The 15236-nt window shown below is 58.0% G+C and carries 11 protein-coding genes; 8 read left to right on the forward strand and 3 right to left on the reverse strand.

Features of this window, described 5'->3' with window-relative positions; translation table 11 throughout:
- Nucleotides 1–99: 99 nt before the first annotated feature.
- The 3 genes from VEZ52_RS09125 to VEZ52_RS09135 all read left to right on the forward strand — a co-directional run bounded on the left by VEZ52_RS09125 (nt 100) and on the right by VEZ52_RS09135 (nt 4281).
- Nucleotides 100–477, forward strand: coding sequence for a response regulator (locus VEZ52_RS09125; protein ID WP_192112020.1), 378 nt, complete (start codon nt 100–102; stop codon nt 475–477).
- Between the two features lies 1 nt (nt 478).
- Complete coding sequence (locus VEZ52_RS09130) at nt 479–3091, forward strand: PEP/pyruvate-binding domain-containing protein (protein ID WP_324836551.1); 2613 nt, start codon at nt 479–481, stop codon at nt 3089–3091.
- Nucleotides 3092–3303: 212 nt separating this feature from the next.
- A complete protein-coding gene (locus VEZ52_RS09135; protein ID WP_324836552.1) occupies nt 3304–4281 on the forward strand; it encodes a D-glycerate dehydrogenase in 978 nt (325 codons plus the stop codon).
- A 304-nt stretch (nt 4282–4585) separates the two neighbouring features.
- Here VEZ52_RS09135 and groL read toward each other — a convergent pair whose 3' ends face one another.
- The 3 genes from groL to VEZ52_RS09150 all read right to left on the reverse strand — a co-directional run bounded on the left by groL (nt 4586) and on the right by VEZ52_RS09150 (nt 10029).
- Nucleotides 4586–6238 carry a chaperonin GroEL gene (groL, locus tag VEZ52_RS09140; RefSeq protein ID WP_324836553.1) on the reverse strand — a complete coding sequence of 551 codons (1653 nt, stop codon included), beginning with the start codon at nt 6236–6238 and terminating at the stop codon, nt 4586–4588.
- Nucleotides 6239–6280: 42 nt separating this feature from the next.
- Entirely contained in the window at nt 6281–6568 is a 288-nt protein-coding gene (gene groES / locus VEZ52_RS09145; protein WP_022659228.1) for a co-chaperone GroES, read from the reverse strand.
- A 383-nt stretch (nt 6569–6951) separates the two neighbouring features.
- Complete coding sequence (locus VEZ52_RS09150) at nt 6952–10029, reverse strand: hypothetical protein (protein WP_324836554.1); 3078 nt, start codon at nt 10027–10029, stop codon at nt 6952–6954.
- A 226-nt stretch (nt 10030–10255) separates the two neighbouring features.
- Here VEZ52_RS09150 and VEZ52_RS09155 point away from each other — a divergent pair, with 226 nt between their 5' ends.
- From VEZ52_RS09155 to VEZ52_RS09175, 5 genes are all read left to right on the forward strand, one after another.
- Entirely contained in the window at nt 10256–10519 is a 264-nt protein-coding gene (locus VEZ52_RS09155) for a hypothetical protein (RefSeq protein WP_324836555.1), read from the forward strand.
- Nucleotides 10520–11087: 568 nt separating this feature from the next.
- Nucleotides 11088–12491, forward strand: a complete 1404-nt coding sequence (locus tag VEZ52_RS09160; protein WP_324836556.1) for a diguanylate cyclase — start codon at nt 11088–11090, stop codon at nt 12489–12491.
- Between the two features lie 218 nt (nt 12492–12709).
- Nucleotides 12710–13015, forward strand: coding sequence for a hypothetical protein (locus tag VEZ52_RS09165; RefSeq protein WP_324836557.1), 306 nt, complete (start codon nt 12710–12712; stop codon nt 13013–13015).
- Nucleotides 13016–13302: 287 nt separating this feature from the next.
- Nucleotides 13303–14646 (forward strand): DNA repair protein RadA, encoded by a 1344-nt coding sequence (gene radA / locus VEZ52_RS09170; RefSeq protein WP_324836558.1) that lies wholly within the window; start codon nt 13303–13305, stop codon nt 14644–14646.
- An 11-nt stretch (nt 14647–14657) separates the two neighbouring features.
- Nucleotides 14658–15236: class IV adenylate cyclase (locus VEZ52_RS09175; protein WP_324836559.1), on the forward strand; the 579-nt coding region annotated here is incomplete at its 3' end.

Genomic DNA, 15236 nt, shown 5'->3' on the forward strand with positions numbered 1-15236 from the left:
GCCTGCGGAACCGCCGCAGCTCGCGCCTGAAGAAAGCGCAGAAGCATAATACCACTAGGCGGCCCCAATGGGGCATGCTGCCATATGAAGGAGGCCTCCATGCGCGCATTGTTTGTGGACGACGAAGTGGAATTTCTGGAATTGATGGAAAAACGCCTTACCCGGCGAGGTATGGAAGTTGTAACCGCGCCCGATGGTCAGTCGGCCCTTGATCTGCTGGATCAGGCCCTGCAATCGGGCGAGATGTTCCAGATTGTGGTCATGGATGTGCGCATGCCCGGCATGGATGGTCTGGAAACCCTGCGCCATATGAAGGAAAAAGCCCCCAATCTGCCCGTTATCCTGCTTACGGGGCATGCCTGCATGGGCGTGGCCGTGCAGGGGCTTGATCTGGGCGCGTATGACTACATGCTCAAGCCCGTGGCCATCAGCGAGCTGATCATCAAGATGGAGGAAGCGGCCCGGTCCGCTATGTGACATGACGGTGCTCGACTGCCTGCGAAAATGGCTGGGGCGCGATGGCTCTGATGAGCCGGATGCGGAACAGCTTGCCCGTGAGGAGGCTTTCAAGGCCCACCTGCGGGAGCGTTGCGCGCGCTTCCGCCGCTTGCTGTCGTCCAACAAGACAGCCCTTGAGGCCATGAGCGATGTGGAGGAGCACCTCTCCGGCGCGCGGCCTTTTGGCATGGATTACGTGCACGCCGTGAGCACTCGCGCCGTGACGGCGGTTTTTCAGATGGTGCGCGACCTCAACGCGCTTTCAGATGAAGGCTACGAGCCTTTGCAGCAGGCTTTTGACCGCATTCGTGGGCAGATGCAGAATCTGCTTGAAGATCAGCCGCATCAGGACGGCCCCAATATCATGCCGCTTGGCGATATTCGCCTGCACCACATTACCCTTGTGGGCGGCAAGATGGCCAATCTGGGCGAAGTGGCGGCCCACGCGGGGCTGGATGTGCCGGACGGTTTTGCCGTGACGGTCAGCGCCTACTACCGCTTTATGGAATACAGCGGCCTGCACAGTGAACTGAACCGCCGCATTCAGGCTACGGATATGCACAGTCTGGATGAAGTTTTCAGCCTTTCTGCGGCCTTGCAGCAGGCCGTGCTCAGCGCGCCCCTGCCGCCGGAGCTGGAGCAGGAAATTACCGAGGCCGTGGCCGCCATGCAGCGCCGGGCCGGGCCGGGCCTTGCCCTTGCCCTGCGCAGCAGCGCCGTGGGCGAAGATTCACTGGGTGTCTCCTTTGCCGGGCAGTACCGCTCCGAACTTAACGTGCCGCCGGAAGAAGCCTGCGAAGTCTGGAAAGAAATTATCGCCAGCAAGTATGCCGTGACAGCCATGAGCTATCGGTATCAGCACGGTATCCCTGACGATGCTGCGCCCATGTGCGTGGGTGTGCTTGCCATGGTGCCAGCCGCCGCTGGCGGTGTGGCCTACAGCCGTGATCCTGTGGCTGCCGCGCGCGGGCAGGAGCAGGTGCTGCTCAATGCCGTGCCGGGCCTGCCCCAGGCCGTAGTGGACGGCGCGGTGACCCCCGATGTTTTTATTTTTACCCGCACCAATCCGCCGCAGCCCATAAGCAAGACTCTCGCCGGGCTTGCAGGCGTGCCAGCCAGCCTCACCGATGCGCAGGCCGCAGACCTTGCCCAGGTGGCGCTGGCGCTGGAAGAATACTACGCCGAGCCGCAGGATGTGGAGTGGGCGCTTGATTCCCGCAATGGGCGTATTGTGGTGCTGCAAAGTCGCCCCCTGCACGAGGCGGATGCCGCCACGGAAAACCGCGCCGATGTTGCTGACGGCGCAGCGGTGGGGCTTGGCGAGTGTAAAATTTTGGCGGAAAATCTGCCCGAAGGCCTTTCCATGCTGGCTTGCGGCGGCGTTGCCGTAAGCCCCGGCGTGGGCATGGGGCCTGTGTTTGTTGCCCGTAAGGAAGCGGACATGCTTTCCTTCCCCAAGGGCGGCATTCTGGTGGTCGAACGGGCCTTGCCCCGCTGGGCGCCCCTGCTTTCGCGCGCGTCTGGCATGGTCAGCGAAACGGGCGGCATGGCAGGGCATCTGGCCTCTGTGGCGCGCGAGTACCGCCTGCCAGCCGTGTTCAGCCTGCCCAATGCCTGTAGCCTGCTGGACAATGCCGGGGACGCCACGCTGGATGCCGTGCGCTGCGCCGTATTTGCGGGGCTGAATCCCGAGCTTGCCGCCCATATGTCGGAGCCGCCCAATCTTATGGAAGGCAGCCCGGTGCATCAGCGGCTTGAAGCCCTGGCGACCCTGATGGTTCCCCTGCATCTGCTGGACCCGGAATCACCGGAGTTTGCGCCGGAGCATTGCCAGACCCTGCACGACATCACCCGCTTTTGCCACGAAAAATCCGTGCAGCTCATGTTTGAGGAAGGCTCGGACGTCAACCAGCGCATGGGCAAGCAGCTCAAGGCCGGGGTCAAGCTTCAGTACTGGATTGTGGACATGGGCGGCGGTTTCAGGCGGCATGTGGGCGGCGCGGTGGTGGATATCGCCGATATTGCCAGTACGCCCATGCTGGCGCTGTGGGACGGCATGGTGGCCGTGCCCTGGGCCGGGCCGCCAGCGGCAAGCGCCTCGGGCTTCATGAGCGTGATGCTTGAAAGCACCATGAATCCCGATCTGGAAAGCACAGCGCCCAATGCCATGTCCAACAAAAACTTTTTTATCATTTCTGATAATTACATGATTTTGCAGGCCCGCTACGGCTACCACTTCTGCACGGTGGAAAGCCTGGCTGGCGCAAATAATCATGAAAATTTTGTGAGCTTCCAGTTCAAGGGCGGGGCCGCCGACCGCCAGCGCCGCCGCCTGCGCGCCCGCATGGTGGCCGACCTGCTGGAGGCGCACGGCTTCCGCGCTGACGTGAAGGACGACTCGCTCTTTGCCGTGGCGGAAAACTTCCCTGCTGCCGATATCCTGCAAAAAACCCGCATGCTCGGCTACCTGCTCATCCACACCCGGCAAGTGGACATGATCATGCTGGAGCAGGAGCGCGCCGCAGCCTTAAGGGAAAAACTGGGCGGCGACATGGCCTCGCTGCTCGACAGGCCGTTGCCGCCGGGCTGTTAAGCTTTTTTCAGCACGCGCTTGCGGTGCTGTCCTTCAGGCGGTCCTGCTGCGCTGGTTCTGTCTTTGTACCGAGTGCGGCCTGTGCCAGCCCCTTCATCTTCCTTGCCAACGTATTCCTAGCTGTTTACTACAAAAGCAGGTGACTGCGCTGGATTACCCGGCGGGTAGTGCCTCTGTTTGTCCGAAGCTTTTCGTATTCTGGAGTAGAGTTCATGAGTAGACCAAGAATTTTTGTTCCGCGCACGGTGGTGCCCGAGGCCCTTGAATTGCTGCAAACCCGCTGTGATGTGGAGATGGGCCCCGGCGGCGGTTTGCCGCACGAAAAACTGGTTGAAGCGGTGCGCGGCTGCGATGGCGTTCTTTCTCCGGTGGTGGCCTTGCCCGCAGATGTTATTGATGCCATGGCTCCGACCTGCAAGATTATTTCCTGCTTTGGCGTTGGTTTTGATCATGTGGATATTGCCGCCGCCACCCGCAACGGCATATGGGTGACGCACAACCCAGGCTTTGTCACTGATGACACTGCTGATATGGCCTTTGCGCTCATGCTCGGCGTGGCGCGCAAACTGCGCGACTGCGATGCTTTTGTGCGCAGCGGGGAAAAGCCCTGGCCCATGACTGTCAACCTGGGCTTGCGGGTATCGGGCAAAACGCTGGGCCTCGTGGGCAGCGGGCGCATTGCCCAAGCCGTGGCCGCCCGGGCCGCAGGCTTTGGCATGTCGCTGCTCTACACCGCGCGGCACCGCAACGAGGACTTTGAGGCGAGCACGGGCGCGCGCTATGTCAGCAAGGATGATCTGCTGCGGCAGTCCGACTTTGTCAGCCTGCACATGCCGCTGACGCCGGAAACGGAAAAATATATCGGCAGCAGGGAGCTTGAACTCATGCAGCCCCATGCCATCCTCATCAATACCGCGCGTGGTAAGGTTGTGGACGAAGCCGCCCTTGCCAGTGCCCTGAAAAACGGCGTGATAGCAGGGGCAGGGCTGGACGTGTTTGAAAATGAACCGCAGGTGCTTCCTGCTCTCTGCGATCTGCCCAATGTGTTGGTGACGCCGCACAAGGGAGCGGCGACCATGGACGGATTCAGAAATATGGGGCGCAGCAGCGCTGAAAAGATTTTTGCAGCGCTGGACGGCAAGCTGCCCGCCAACTGCCTCAACCCCGAAGCGCGGAAGGTATCAAACTGATTTTTTGAGGGGAGAGCGGCAAATACCTGGGCATTGCCTGACCAGGCAAGCCGCAGCATGCTCCTGCTTTCTGGTTGCGCCGACTTCGTCAACGTAACAAAAAGGCTCTCGCTTTCGCGAGAGGGCTTACACAGGACAAAGCCGCGTTGCGGACTTTGCAAGCACAGAAACCAGTCGCTTACTGGCGCGGGCAAGCCGCAGCCTGCTCCTGTTTTCTGGTTGCGCCGACTTCGTCAACGCAACAAAAAGGCTCTCGCTTTCGCGAGAGCCTTTTTCATTCAAACGTATGAGCCGTAGGGCTGGCTTAGTACATGCCGCCCATGCCACCCATGCCACCCATGCCGCCCATGTCGGGCATGGCAGGAGCCGCACCCTTGGGTTCGGGCTTTTCAGCAATGGCGCATTCGGTGGTCAGCAGCAGGGAGGCCACGGAAGCGGCGTTCTGCAGGGCCGTGCGGGTAACCTTTTTGGGGTCGATAACGCCAGCCTTGATGAGGTCTTCGTATTCGCCGGTGGCGGCGTTGAAGCCGAAGCCGTCCTTGCCCAGGCGAACCTTTTCGACCACGATGGAGCCTTCAAAGCCGGCATTGTGGGCGATCTGGCGCAGGGGTTCTTCAATGGAGCGGCGGATGATGTTCACGCCAGCAAGTTCGTCGTCGTCGGCGGGCTTGATGTCGTTCAGCACCTTGGAAACGCGGATCAGCGCAGTGCCGCCGCCAGGCACGATGCCTTCTTCAACGGCAGCGCGGGTGGCGTTCAGAGCGTCTTCAACGCGGTCTTTCTTTTCCTTCATTTCCACTTCAGTGGCAGCGCCCACATGCACAACGGCCACGCCGCCCACGAGCTTGGCCAGGCGTTCCTGGAGCTTTTCGCGGTCGTAGTCGGAGGTGCTGTCTTCGATCTGGGCGCGAATCTGCTTCACGCGGGCCTTGATGTCGTCGCCCTTGCCAGCGCCGTCAACGATGGTGGTGTTTTCTTTGTCGATGACGATGCGCTTGGCGGTGCCAAGTTCGGCAAGGGTCATGCTTTCAAGCTTGGAGCCGGTGTCGTCAGAAGCCACCTGGCCGCCGGTCAGCACGGCGATATCCTGGAGCATGGCCTTGCGGCGGTCGCCGAAGCCGGGGGCCTTCACAGCCACAACCTGCAGGGCGCCGCGCAGCTTGTTGACCACCAGGGTGGCAAGGGCTTCGCCTTCCACGTCTTCAGCGATGATCATGAGCGGACGGTTCACCTTGGCAACCTGCTCAAGCACGGGCAGCATATCTTTCATGCTGGAGATTTTCTTCTCGGTGCAGAGGATGTAAGGATTGTCCATTTCGCAGACCATCTTTTCGGTGTTGGTCACGAAATAGGGGGAGAGGTAGCCACGGTCAAAGCGCATGCCTTCCACCACGTCCATGGTGGTTTCCAGACCCTTGGCTTCCTCAACGGTGATCACGCCTTCCTTGCCCACTTTGGACATGGCTTCGGCGATGATGTTGCCGATGGTGGCGTCGGAGTTGGCGGAAATGGTGCCGATCTGGGCAATTTCCTTCTGGTCGCGGGTGGGCTTGGCCAGGTTGGCAAGTTCGGCGATCAGGGCTTCAACAGCTTTGTCCACGCCGCGCTTGATGGCCATGGGGTTGCGGCCGGCGGCCACAAGCTTGGTGCCTTCGCGGTAGATGGCCTGGGCCAGAATGGTGGCGGTGGTGGTACCGTCGCCAGCGGCGTCAGAGGTCTTGGAGGCCACTTCCTTGACGAGCTGGGCGCCCATGTTTTCGAACTTGTCGGTCAGTTCGATTTCCTTGGCCACGGTCACGCCGTCCTTGGTGATGACGGGAGCGCCAAAGGACTTTTCAATGGCAACATTGCGGCCCTTGGGGCCGAGGGTCACTTTAACGGCATTGGCGAGCTTGTCGACGCCACGGGCAAGTTTTTCACGGGCTTTAACGTCAAAAAGAATTTCTTTAGCGGACATTGGAAATTTTCCTCCTGAAATATAATTCGGCAGCAGTGGGAGTTAGTCAATAATGGCGAGAATGTCTTCTTCGCGCATCACAAGGTGATCAACGCCGTCCAGCTTGACTTCGGTGCCGGCATACTTGTTGAACAGCACCATGTCGCCCGCTTTGACAGCCAGAGCGACGCGTTCGCCATTTTCCCCAGCTTTGCCGGGACCGGCAGCAACAACCTGACCCTTGGAAGGCTTTTCTTTGGCCGTATCAGGGATAAACAGGCCACCAGCGGTCTTTTCTTCGGATTCAAGGCGTTTGACCAGCACACGGTCGTTAAGGGGCTTCAGCTTCATGACGTCAAATCCTCCCGGAAATGATATTATTATTGTCCATTTAGGACGCAGCAGCGGCCGCATCGCTGTGGCCGCGCTGGAAATATTGCGCGTTATAAACCGAAGCCAGTTACACTTCGCTTCAGTTCCGCACCGGCATAGAAATAAGACGCGCTCGGAGCTTGAAAAGGGGTTTGGACTGATTTTTTTACTTTTTTTTGTAAAAAAATAAAAAATCAAACAAATCAAACAGGTTGAGTTTGACCCCGTTCCGGATGCCTTTTTCTCTGCGGTGTAACCGCGCTTAATACTTTGGGCAAGGAGCACTACCGGAGGCAGGGCGCGCAGTCAAGCTCGACCTGCACGGATGTCGGTCTCTTATTCTTGCCTTGGCCCATGCAGGATCAGCACAGGCAGGGGCATGCGCCCAGTTTTGACTGCGCCTCGCGGCGAAGTTCCTTCACATACGTCCTGTTGTTTTGCAGATAAAAGGCCAGTGCGCGGGCAAAATCCTTTTTCAGCAGGCCCTCAAGAATGAGAGTGCTGATTTCCCTTTCAAGCGAGAGCAGGGCGTGCATGCCAATGACAATGCGCCGTTCCTCCTGCGGCAGGGCGCACAGCTTGCGCCAGAATACCTCCCGGGCGCGGGGCTGATAATACCACATGTACATCATGTCCAGAAGGTGCGTTACTATTTGCCGCGCTGCTGCGCGCTCTTTGCCGTACAGCATGCGCCAGTATTCCGCAGGGTCTTGCAGCATTGTTTCAAGGTCTTTGCTCGGGAACAGCAGTTCCTGCCGCGCAAGACTTTTGTATATCTGCGTAAACTTGCTGTCGTAATCACATTGCCGCATGCGCAGATACATGTTGCGGTCGGCAAAACCTTCGATGATGGAGGCCACCATATCGGACGAACACTTGGAAACAATGGCCGCGCAGTTCTGCATAAGGCTTATGGGATCAGGCAGGTGCATTGCGGTAAAGCAGAGCAGCAAGCCTTGCCCCATGAGCATGGACAGCGGAATGGAAAGCGCGCTGCGAAAAAGGTTGCCGACTATGGCTTCCTTGGGCAGGCCACGGTAAATGTTGTGCCCTGAAATATAGGCGCTGTTGATCATGGCTATGACCGTATAGACCGCAAGCGCGTTGTCCTGCACGGTCAGGCCCATGAAGTCCTGCAAGAGCCACAGGCGCACCACCACTTCAAGCAATGGCACGGATACCCCCGTGTAGAACAGTGAATCAGCCATGCGGCTCCAGCTCACATAGCGTTTCCATGGCACAAGCACAGAGCGGGTAAAGGCCCCGCCGCCCACAACCGCCTGCCCCACGTTGCGCACCGCAGTAATGGCAAACCATATGAGCGCGCCAAACCATGTGAGCACCCACCATCCGTCCACGTAGCTGAAGGCCCACTGCGCGGGCAAAAAACCCGCCAGGATTTTGAGAACATTGACAATGTCGCTGTTCATGTATTCGGGCGACCAGAAGGGGATTTCTCCTTTTTCCGGGCCGGGCGTCTGCTGCATTTCGCGGTTCACGCCCTTGGCGTCAACGCCGCCCAGGGTCACAAGGTTGCCGTCATGGCCCACGCTGGTGGTGTTTTTTTCAAGGCCCCAGCCCCGTACCCGGTGGCATCCCAGATTGCCAAGGCCGGGAATGCGCCTGAGCAGGCGCTGCCACCATGGTTGCGGCTGAGCTGGCTCATGGTAGTGCGTGAAACGGTAAATATCCGTATGCACGGGCAGGGTGAGCCGCAGGGCGTTATCTTCGTTGCGCAGGGCTGCACGGGCCTTTGGGGGCAGCGTTTCCACAAACACAAGCCCCATGCCGTGGGTGTGGTGCGAGCGGCTGGTGGAATCCGTGCCGATGCGCGAACCCAGCGGCGAAAGCGCATAAAATTCCTGCAACTGCGGTATATGCCCCAGAATTTCCTGAAACAGGGGCATGCGCGGAGAATCCTTGGGTTCCTTGCTGATAATGCTGCGGATGACCTGCTTGAGCCTCGGGGTGCTGCCCTCGTTCACGGCCCTTTGCAGGGTGTTGATTTCTTCCACATGAGCAAGCTGACCGGCAGTCCACTCGCGCAGGTTAAAAAGCTCAAGGTGGGTAATGCGCCCACGTCCCAGCCACAGCAGTTCCAGCACGTCCTGTTCCGTCAGCCCGGCAAGGTTGAGTACGATCTGGCAGGGATGCAGCGGATAGATGTTTTCCAGCAGAAATTCCGGCGACTGCTGCAAAATTGCGGGCAAATCCTTGTGCGGCTTGTAGGGGAACACGATTTCCGGGTTGGCCTCCGGGCCGAGCCAGTCTTCGCGCAGCATGTCGGGCACCATGTCGGTCAGCTCCGTCAGGCTTTCGCGCAGTTTGGCCGCCCGGGCGGGGTTCGTTTCCGCAGTCAGGGCCTCGCGCAGGCGTTCGCCGCGCAACTGCCGCATGGGCTCGAGATGATGATAAATAAATTCGGCAAGATGCAGCGAAGACGGCTGCTTTTGACCCACATAGGCAAGAAAAGCCTCTTCCTTGATAGGCTCCGGCGCGGGCATATCCCAGCGGGCAGCCAGCGAGGCGGCGTGCCTCTCGTTCCAGGCCCGCAGGAGCTTGAGCACGTATGCGCGCATCCAGTCGTTGACGGGCGCGTACTTGCGCAGCGCTTCTGTGATGTCCTTGCGGTGCAGCAGGTTGTCAAAAGCCCTGGATGTTTCGGTATTGAGCGGCGACCAGGTAAATTCCACCAGCTTGTCGCGGAACGTGGCCTTGAACTCAATGCCGATGCGTACCGTAATGTCCATGATGCGCGCGGCGCGCAGCAGTTCCTGGGCAGCTTCGGGGTCAACGGTATTATAGTAGATTACCGTCAAAAAGCGGATGCCCTTGATCCACGCATCCATGACCAGATGGGTGGGATTTTTGCGGCCCTTGGTATTGGCGTCGTGCACGTGGTGGTCAAAGGCGTGCTGGTTCCATTCCTCCGGCATTTCAAGCAGGTGGTATTTGCGCAGCAATGCCCGCACAATGCGCGGCGTACCGCGCACGGCCTGATGAAATTCGTGCGCGAGGGGCAATTGGTGGCTGGCATCGTTGTGCGAGCGCACAAGGTCTTTCATGATCTGCACCAGCACACGCGCTGTGTTGTTTTGCAGCGAAGAATGCGTGGAGTACAGAACCTCGTCGTGCAAGCGGCGCAGAGCCTGCAACCTCTCGCTGGGGCCGCCGGCCTCCAGGCTTTCCAGCAGCACGATGACGGCGCTGGCAAGGCGCAGGCCGTGCGAAGAGGTCATTTCAATGATGCCGTGGGGGTGCAGGCCCGGTTCTGGCTGGCGCAGGGCGTGATCCTGCGCGCGGGCGTCCACAAAGGCGTTCACCATCTGGATGAGCTTGTGGTCCTGCCTGTCGAACAGCAATGAAGAGAACTTCCGGTGCGCGTGTGCGCGTCCATCGGTTGAGGAACCGTCGGTTGTGGTACTTGTAGAACTGAGCATGTATAATGTCGGGAAAAAGTGCTTATAGATATTTGCAGAGGCTGCATGCCCTGCAAGCTGACCGTATCAGGCTATGATGCAGTGCAAGTGCCCGAAAGTCCAGCGTCATGTTTCTGCCCATCGGCATGCGCTCGGGCGCATTGATAAAAAAGCCATACTGCCGTTAAATGGCAAAAAACAGTCTCCTGCACGGATGCCCGCTCTAACCCGTTACCTTGGAGGATATATGTACCAGCAAACCAATGAACTGGCCGGGGGGCATGTGTTCGCCACGGCCCAGGAAATGATGGACTGGCTTGAAAAGGCCATGACTGACAATATCCGGAATAACAAGGATCAATACCGGTTTGAGGCTGATCCCTATGCCTATGTGGTCAACTATGCCGCTGCCGCCGGGCTTGAACTTGACGATGCGCAACTGGGCGACATGCAGCGGCGCGTGGCGCAGTGGGCCGAGCAGCACTTTGCCGGGAATATGACCGAAGAATAGCTGTTTTTTTGCTGCTGGCTGCTGCGGTAATTATAATGCAGAGCGTGAAAGATGACAAAAAATTTTCACGTGCTTTGTGCTGATAGTTGCCGACAGCAGTCAGCAATGTTTTGTTGATTACATATTACAAACCGTTACTGAAAGGTGATGGTACAGGTTGTATTGATATAGCAGATTGTAGTATTTCAGAATCTTACGTAAAACTGTAAATATCAAATGTAATTGTTTTACTGTGGTTATGAAAATTTTTATGCGCAACCGTTGTATTTTTAGTTGCCAAGCGCGCATAAATTGATGAAGGTGCTGGAGGAAATTTTCTTTACGACAGACGCAAGGGAATATGGCTTGTGAATATGGCTTTTTGTATATGAAATCACTGTTCGGACTACTCAGAACGCAAATTGAAGAACGCCCAACTAGAGCAATATTTTTGCTTTGGTCTTTGTCACTTCCTGTTGCTGCATTGTTTGCACTGCTTGTCGCATTACACTGGCGTTCAGAAAGTTTGACAGTTGCAATTGATGAAGCAGAATATTCCCTGTCGCAACGTGTTCAGCGTGTTGCTGAAATGGCAGACCTTAAATTTGATACAATAAGAAAACTCACTGTACTGCTGGCTACAGACTCACGCATCATTGCCGCTCTGAAGGGAGAAGGGGATTTTGCGGAATGCACCCGCTACCTGCAGAGCGTGGGGGACACGCTCCGGCTGCACCGTGCGTTCCTGCTTGATAAAAACGGCGTGTGCGTTGCTTCCAACGATGCCGGAATGCCCAAAAATCTCCTTGGCGTTAATCTTGCCGACCGTGATTATTTTATCCGCGCCATGGCTGGCGAAAGTTCCGTACAGTTTGTTGTAGGGCGGGTTTCAACAATTCCCGGTTTTCATTTTTCTGCGCCTGTCAGCGGGCCTGATGGCTATCTTGGCGTGGCAGTGCTCAAGGTTGATACGGCCACGCTTGCGCAGCAGCTTTACCTGCCCACGGGCTTTGTTACGGACAACGCGGGCGTAGTTGTGCTCTCCGATTCGCCGGGGAACATGCTGCGCGTGGTGCCTGGAGAGAGTGCCGCTTTGCTTGCCCCGGCCAAGAGTCTGCTCCGCTATCAGCGCGAAAGTCTTGAACTCGTGTATCTGCATAAAGTGGATGTGGACGGCTACGATGCATGGGAGCTCAGCCCCGGTGGCCCGCCCTACTTGTGCAAGACGGTACGCATAAGTAAAGAAGGGCTCAGCGTGTACGGCTTTGAGAACCTTGCACCTCTGCTGGCCGACCTTGCGGAAAGCTTCCGCATGCATCTTGCCACCACGTTTATTTTTTTTGTGCTTGGTTTTGCGGTCATAATCGGTACCACCGTGAACCTGCTGCGCGACAGATATCTGCGCAACACCTTGCAAAAACTTAATGATACCTTGCGGGTTCAGGCGCAGCATGATTCCCTGACAGGGCTGCTCAACCGCAGGATGTTTGATGAAATGGCCGAGGCCTGGTTCGCCCAGACATTGCGGCTTGGCGTGCCTTTTTCGCTGGTGCTGTTTGACATCGATCATTTCAAGCGGCTGAATGACGCTTTTGGGCATCAGGCTGGCGACCATGTTCTGCGCGAAATCGCCAGATGTGTGAGCCTCCGCCTGTCCCGCCGGGGCGACAGGGTTTTTCGCATCGGAGGGGAGGAATTTGCCGTGCTGGCCAGCGCGTCAGAGGAGCGGCAGATCGTTTCCCTCATGGAAAAGATCCGAAAGACTGTGGAGGATATGCGCCTCCAGCATCCAGATGGGGCGGACAAGGTTGTAACCGTCTCTTTGGGTGGTGTTCTTGTGCGGAACTGTTGCGATATGTCGTTTGATGAGGCGTTCAGAAGAGCGGATGAAGCGTTGTACAGCGCCAAGGCTCAGGGACGCAACCGTAGTGTACTGGCGGGAAGTTGCAGCGCTGAAGGGGATACCGGCTGTTTGGTACGTCCCCATTCCTGACACTGCGCGTTCATTTGCTATCCATTACGCGTTTTTCCGTGCTCATACGTTCAGTTTTGCGCTGATAATCCATATGGTTGCAACAATATAAGGCGCAACGCGCTAATATTCTTCTTTTTCATGTTGACTTTGAATTTCTTTTTCGTATAATGGAGCCTGTTGCCCTCAACCGGGCCGCACTGTTTACCGCCGCAAAGGCATACAGGAGAACAGGTAACATGTATAACCGTTTTGGAACAACGCAGGAAATGATGATCCAGACCGTTCAGGAAAATGGAACGGAGGCTGTGCTGGCCATCGACAGCAGGGGCCTGTATCTGACCACCCCCCAGTTTGTGGGGCGCCCCATTGCCGACCGCAACCGCTATAGCGGTGTGCGCAAGGAAATGCCCCAAAGGCTTGCCGCCCTCGGGCTGGATGTGGAAGCTCTGGTGGCCGCAAACCAGCACCGCATTCAGGTGGAGACAGCTTCCACCAAGAAGGTCAACCCCCTCAAGGCCTCCAAGCGTGGTTCCAAGGGCTAGGCCGGGGCAACTGCCAAGTTTGCAACTATCCATACTCCAGAGCAGAATGTGGCTGAAAATGCCCACCTGCTTCGGTTGACGACACAGGCCGCAATTTTACGGCTGTATACCATCGCCCGTTGTTGACACGGTTGCCCGCACAAGGCTCCGTTCAACAGCGGGCGTTGCCGTTTCAATCTCTCCGGAATTTTTTATTGCGCCAGCGTTGCAGGGGAGTGGCAGCGGGGGCTGCATTGCCCGAGCGCCAACGCCTTGCGCCCTGTGTACTTTTTCCGTAGGCTTTATTCATGTCGAAAACACGTGAAATTTATATATGCTCTTCTTGTGGGTCACAAACCATGCAGTGGCGTGGGCAATGCCCCAACTGTCATGAATGGAATACGCTTCAGGCGGCTGTACAGCCCACATCCGCTCCCGGCGGCAACAGGCCTCGCCCGTCCACGGATTCCTCCAGCCGACCCATTGCCTTGCGCGATGTGGAAGACGCCGGACATGCGCCCTACGGCAGCGGCCTGAAAGCCCTTGACCGCGTGCTGGGCAAGGGCCTTGTGCCCGGTGCGGCCATTCTTGTGGGCGGTGAACCGGGCATCGGCAAATCAACCCTGCTGCTCCAGGTGGCTGGGCTTGTGGCAGCGCAAGGCAGGCGCGTGCTCTACGCCAGTGGCGAGGAATCCCTGCCGCAGATCAAGGGGCGGGCCGAGCGCCTCGGTATGCTGGATCATAACCTGATGGCCATTGCCACCTCCCGCGTGGAGGATGTACTCGAAGCGGCCAATGCCGCGCCGCCAGCCCTGCTGGTGGTGGATTCGGTGCAGACCCTCACAAGTCTTGAGGCCGACGGCCTGCCGGGCAATGTCAGTCAGGTGCGGGCCGTGGCAACAGCATTGCTCGAAGCCTGCCGCCGCCTGTCATGCACCCTGATTCTGGTGGGGCATGTGACCAAGGACGGCGTGCTGGCTGGCCCCCGCCTGCTGGAACACATGGTGGACACCGTTATTTCCCTTGAGGGCGACCGCCGCCAGATGTTCCGCCTGTTGCGCGTGTTCAAAAACCGCTTTGGCCCCAATGAGGAACTGCTGGTCTTCCGCATGGAGGCCACGGGCATGCAGATTGTGGACGACCCCTCCACGTTTTTTCTGGGCCAGCGCGACCCTTCGTTATCCGGCACTGCCGTGGTCATGGCCGTTGACGGTCAGCGCCCGCTGGCAGTGGAGGTGCAGGCGCTGGTTTCCCGCACATTTTTGAGCATCCCGCGCCGGGCGGCCCTTGGCTTTGACGTGGCTCGCCTGCATTTGCTGCTGGCCGTGCTGGAAAAAAGGCTCAAGCTCAATTTTGGTCAGGTGGATATTTACGCCAAGGTGGGCGGCGGCATGAAGCTGAGCGAGCCGGGGCTTGATCTGGCGCTGGTGGCTGCGGTGCTTTCGTCGTATTATGATGTGCCGCTGCCGGAAAAGAGCGTGCTGTGGGGCGAGGTGGATCTCAACGGGCAGGTCAGGCCCGTATCTGCGCAGGATTTGCGGCTCACGCAGGCGCGGCGGCTGGGCTTTGATCCCATTGTGCACCCGGCTGCGGAGCAGGGCGGCATCAGCACCATAGCCGCCTTGCAGCAAAAACTGTTTCATCGCAAGTAAAGGCGGCAGTCATGGGCCTTGAGATTGAACGCAAATATCTGCATGTGAATCTGCAAACCCTGCGTCAAACGCTTGTGGATAGCGGAGCGCATTGCCTTGGCGCGCATTTTGAATGTAACTGGGTGTTTGACACTGCTCAGGGAGCGCTGGTCACAGGCGGCAAATTGCTGCGTTTGCGCAGTCAGGAATGGCAGGGCAAAACGCGCCACCTGATCACGCTCAAGCTGCCCGCCACGGAAGACGGCGGCTTCAAGGTGCGCGAGGAGCGCGAAACGGAGATTGCCGATGGCGCGGCCCTGCGGGGTATTCTGGAAGGGCTGGGCTATACGGTGGCGGCCCGGTACGAAAAAGTTCGCGAGCCCTGGCGCATGGACACCGTGGAAGTGGAGCTGGACGCGCTGCCCTTTGGCCAGGTGGTTGAACTGGAAGGCCGGGCGCAGGATATTGCCAGGGTCGAGAAGCGTCTGAACCTTGACAATGCCGAAATAAGCATCAAAAGTTATCATGAGCTGCATCAGGAATGGTTGCGGCAAAACAACAAGCCGAAACAGCTTTCCTTTGTGTTTGACGAAGCGCAGAGGGCGCACTGG

Source organism: Desulfovibrio sp., from assembly GCF_035644575.1.
Taxonomy (GTDB): Bacteria; Desulfobacterota; Desulfovibrionia; order Desulfovibrionales; family Desulfovibrionaceae; genus Desulfovibrio.

Bases quoted from the DNA above. Each gene is read 5' to 3' on its own strand.
- VEZ52_RS09135 (WP_324836552.1), top strand. From the start codon at position 3,304: ATGAGTAGACCAAGAATTTTTGTTCCGCGCACGGTGGTGCCCGAGGCC.
- groL (WP_324836553.1), bottom strand. From the start codon at position 6,238: ATGTCCGCTAAAGAAATTCTTTTTGACGTTAAAGCCCGTGAAAAACTT.
- groES (WP_022659228.1), bottom strand. From the start codon at position 6,568: ATGAAGCTGAAGCCCCTTAACGACCGTGTGCTGGTCAAACGCCTTGAA.
- VEZ52_RS09150 (WP_324836554.1), bottom strand. From the start codon at position 10,029: ATGCTCAGTTCTACAAGTACCACAACCGACGGTTCCTCAACCGATGGA.
- VEZ52_RS09125 (WP_192112020.1), top strand. From the start codon at position 100: ATGCGCGCATTGTTTGTGGACGACGAAGTGGAATTTCTGGAATTGATG.
- radA (WP_324836558.1), top strand. From the start codon at position 13,303: ATGTCGAAAACACGTGAAATTTATATATGCTCTTCTTGTGGGTCACAA.
- VEZ52_RS09160 (WP_324836556.1), top strand. From the start codon at position 11,088: ATGGCAGACCTTAAATTTGATACAATAAGAAAACTCACTGTACTGCTG.
- VEZ52_RS09165 (WP_324836557.1), top strand. From the start codon at position 12,710: ATGTATAACCGTTTTGGAACAACGCAGGAAATGATGATCCAGACCGTT.
- VEZ52_RS09130 (WP_324836551.1), top strand. From the start codon at position 479: ATGACGGTGCTCGACTGCCTGCGAAAATGGCTGGGGCGCGATGGCTCT.
- VEZ52_RS09155 (WP_324836555.1), top strand. From the start codon at position 10,256: ATGTACCAGCAAACCAATGAACTGGCCGGGGGGCATGTGTTCGCCACG.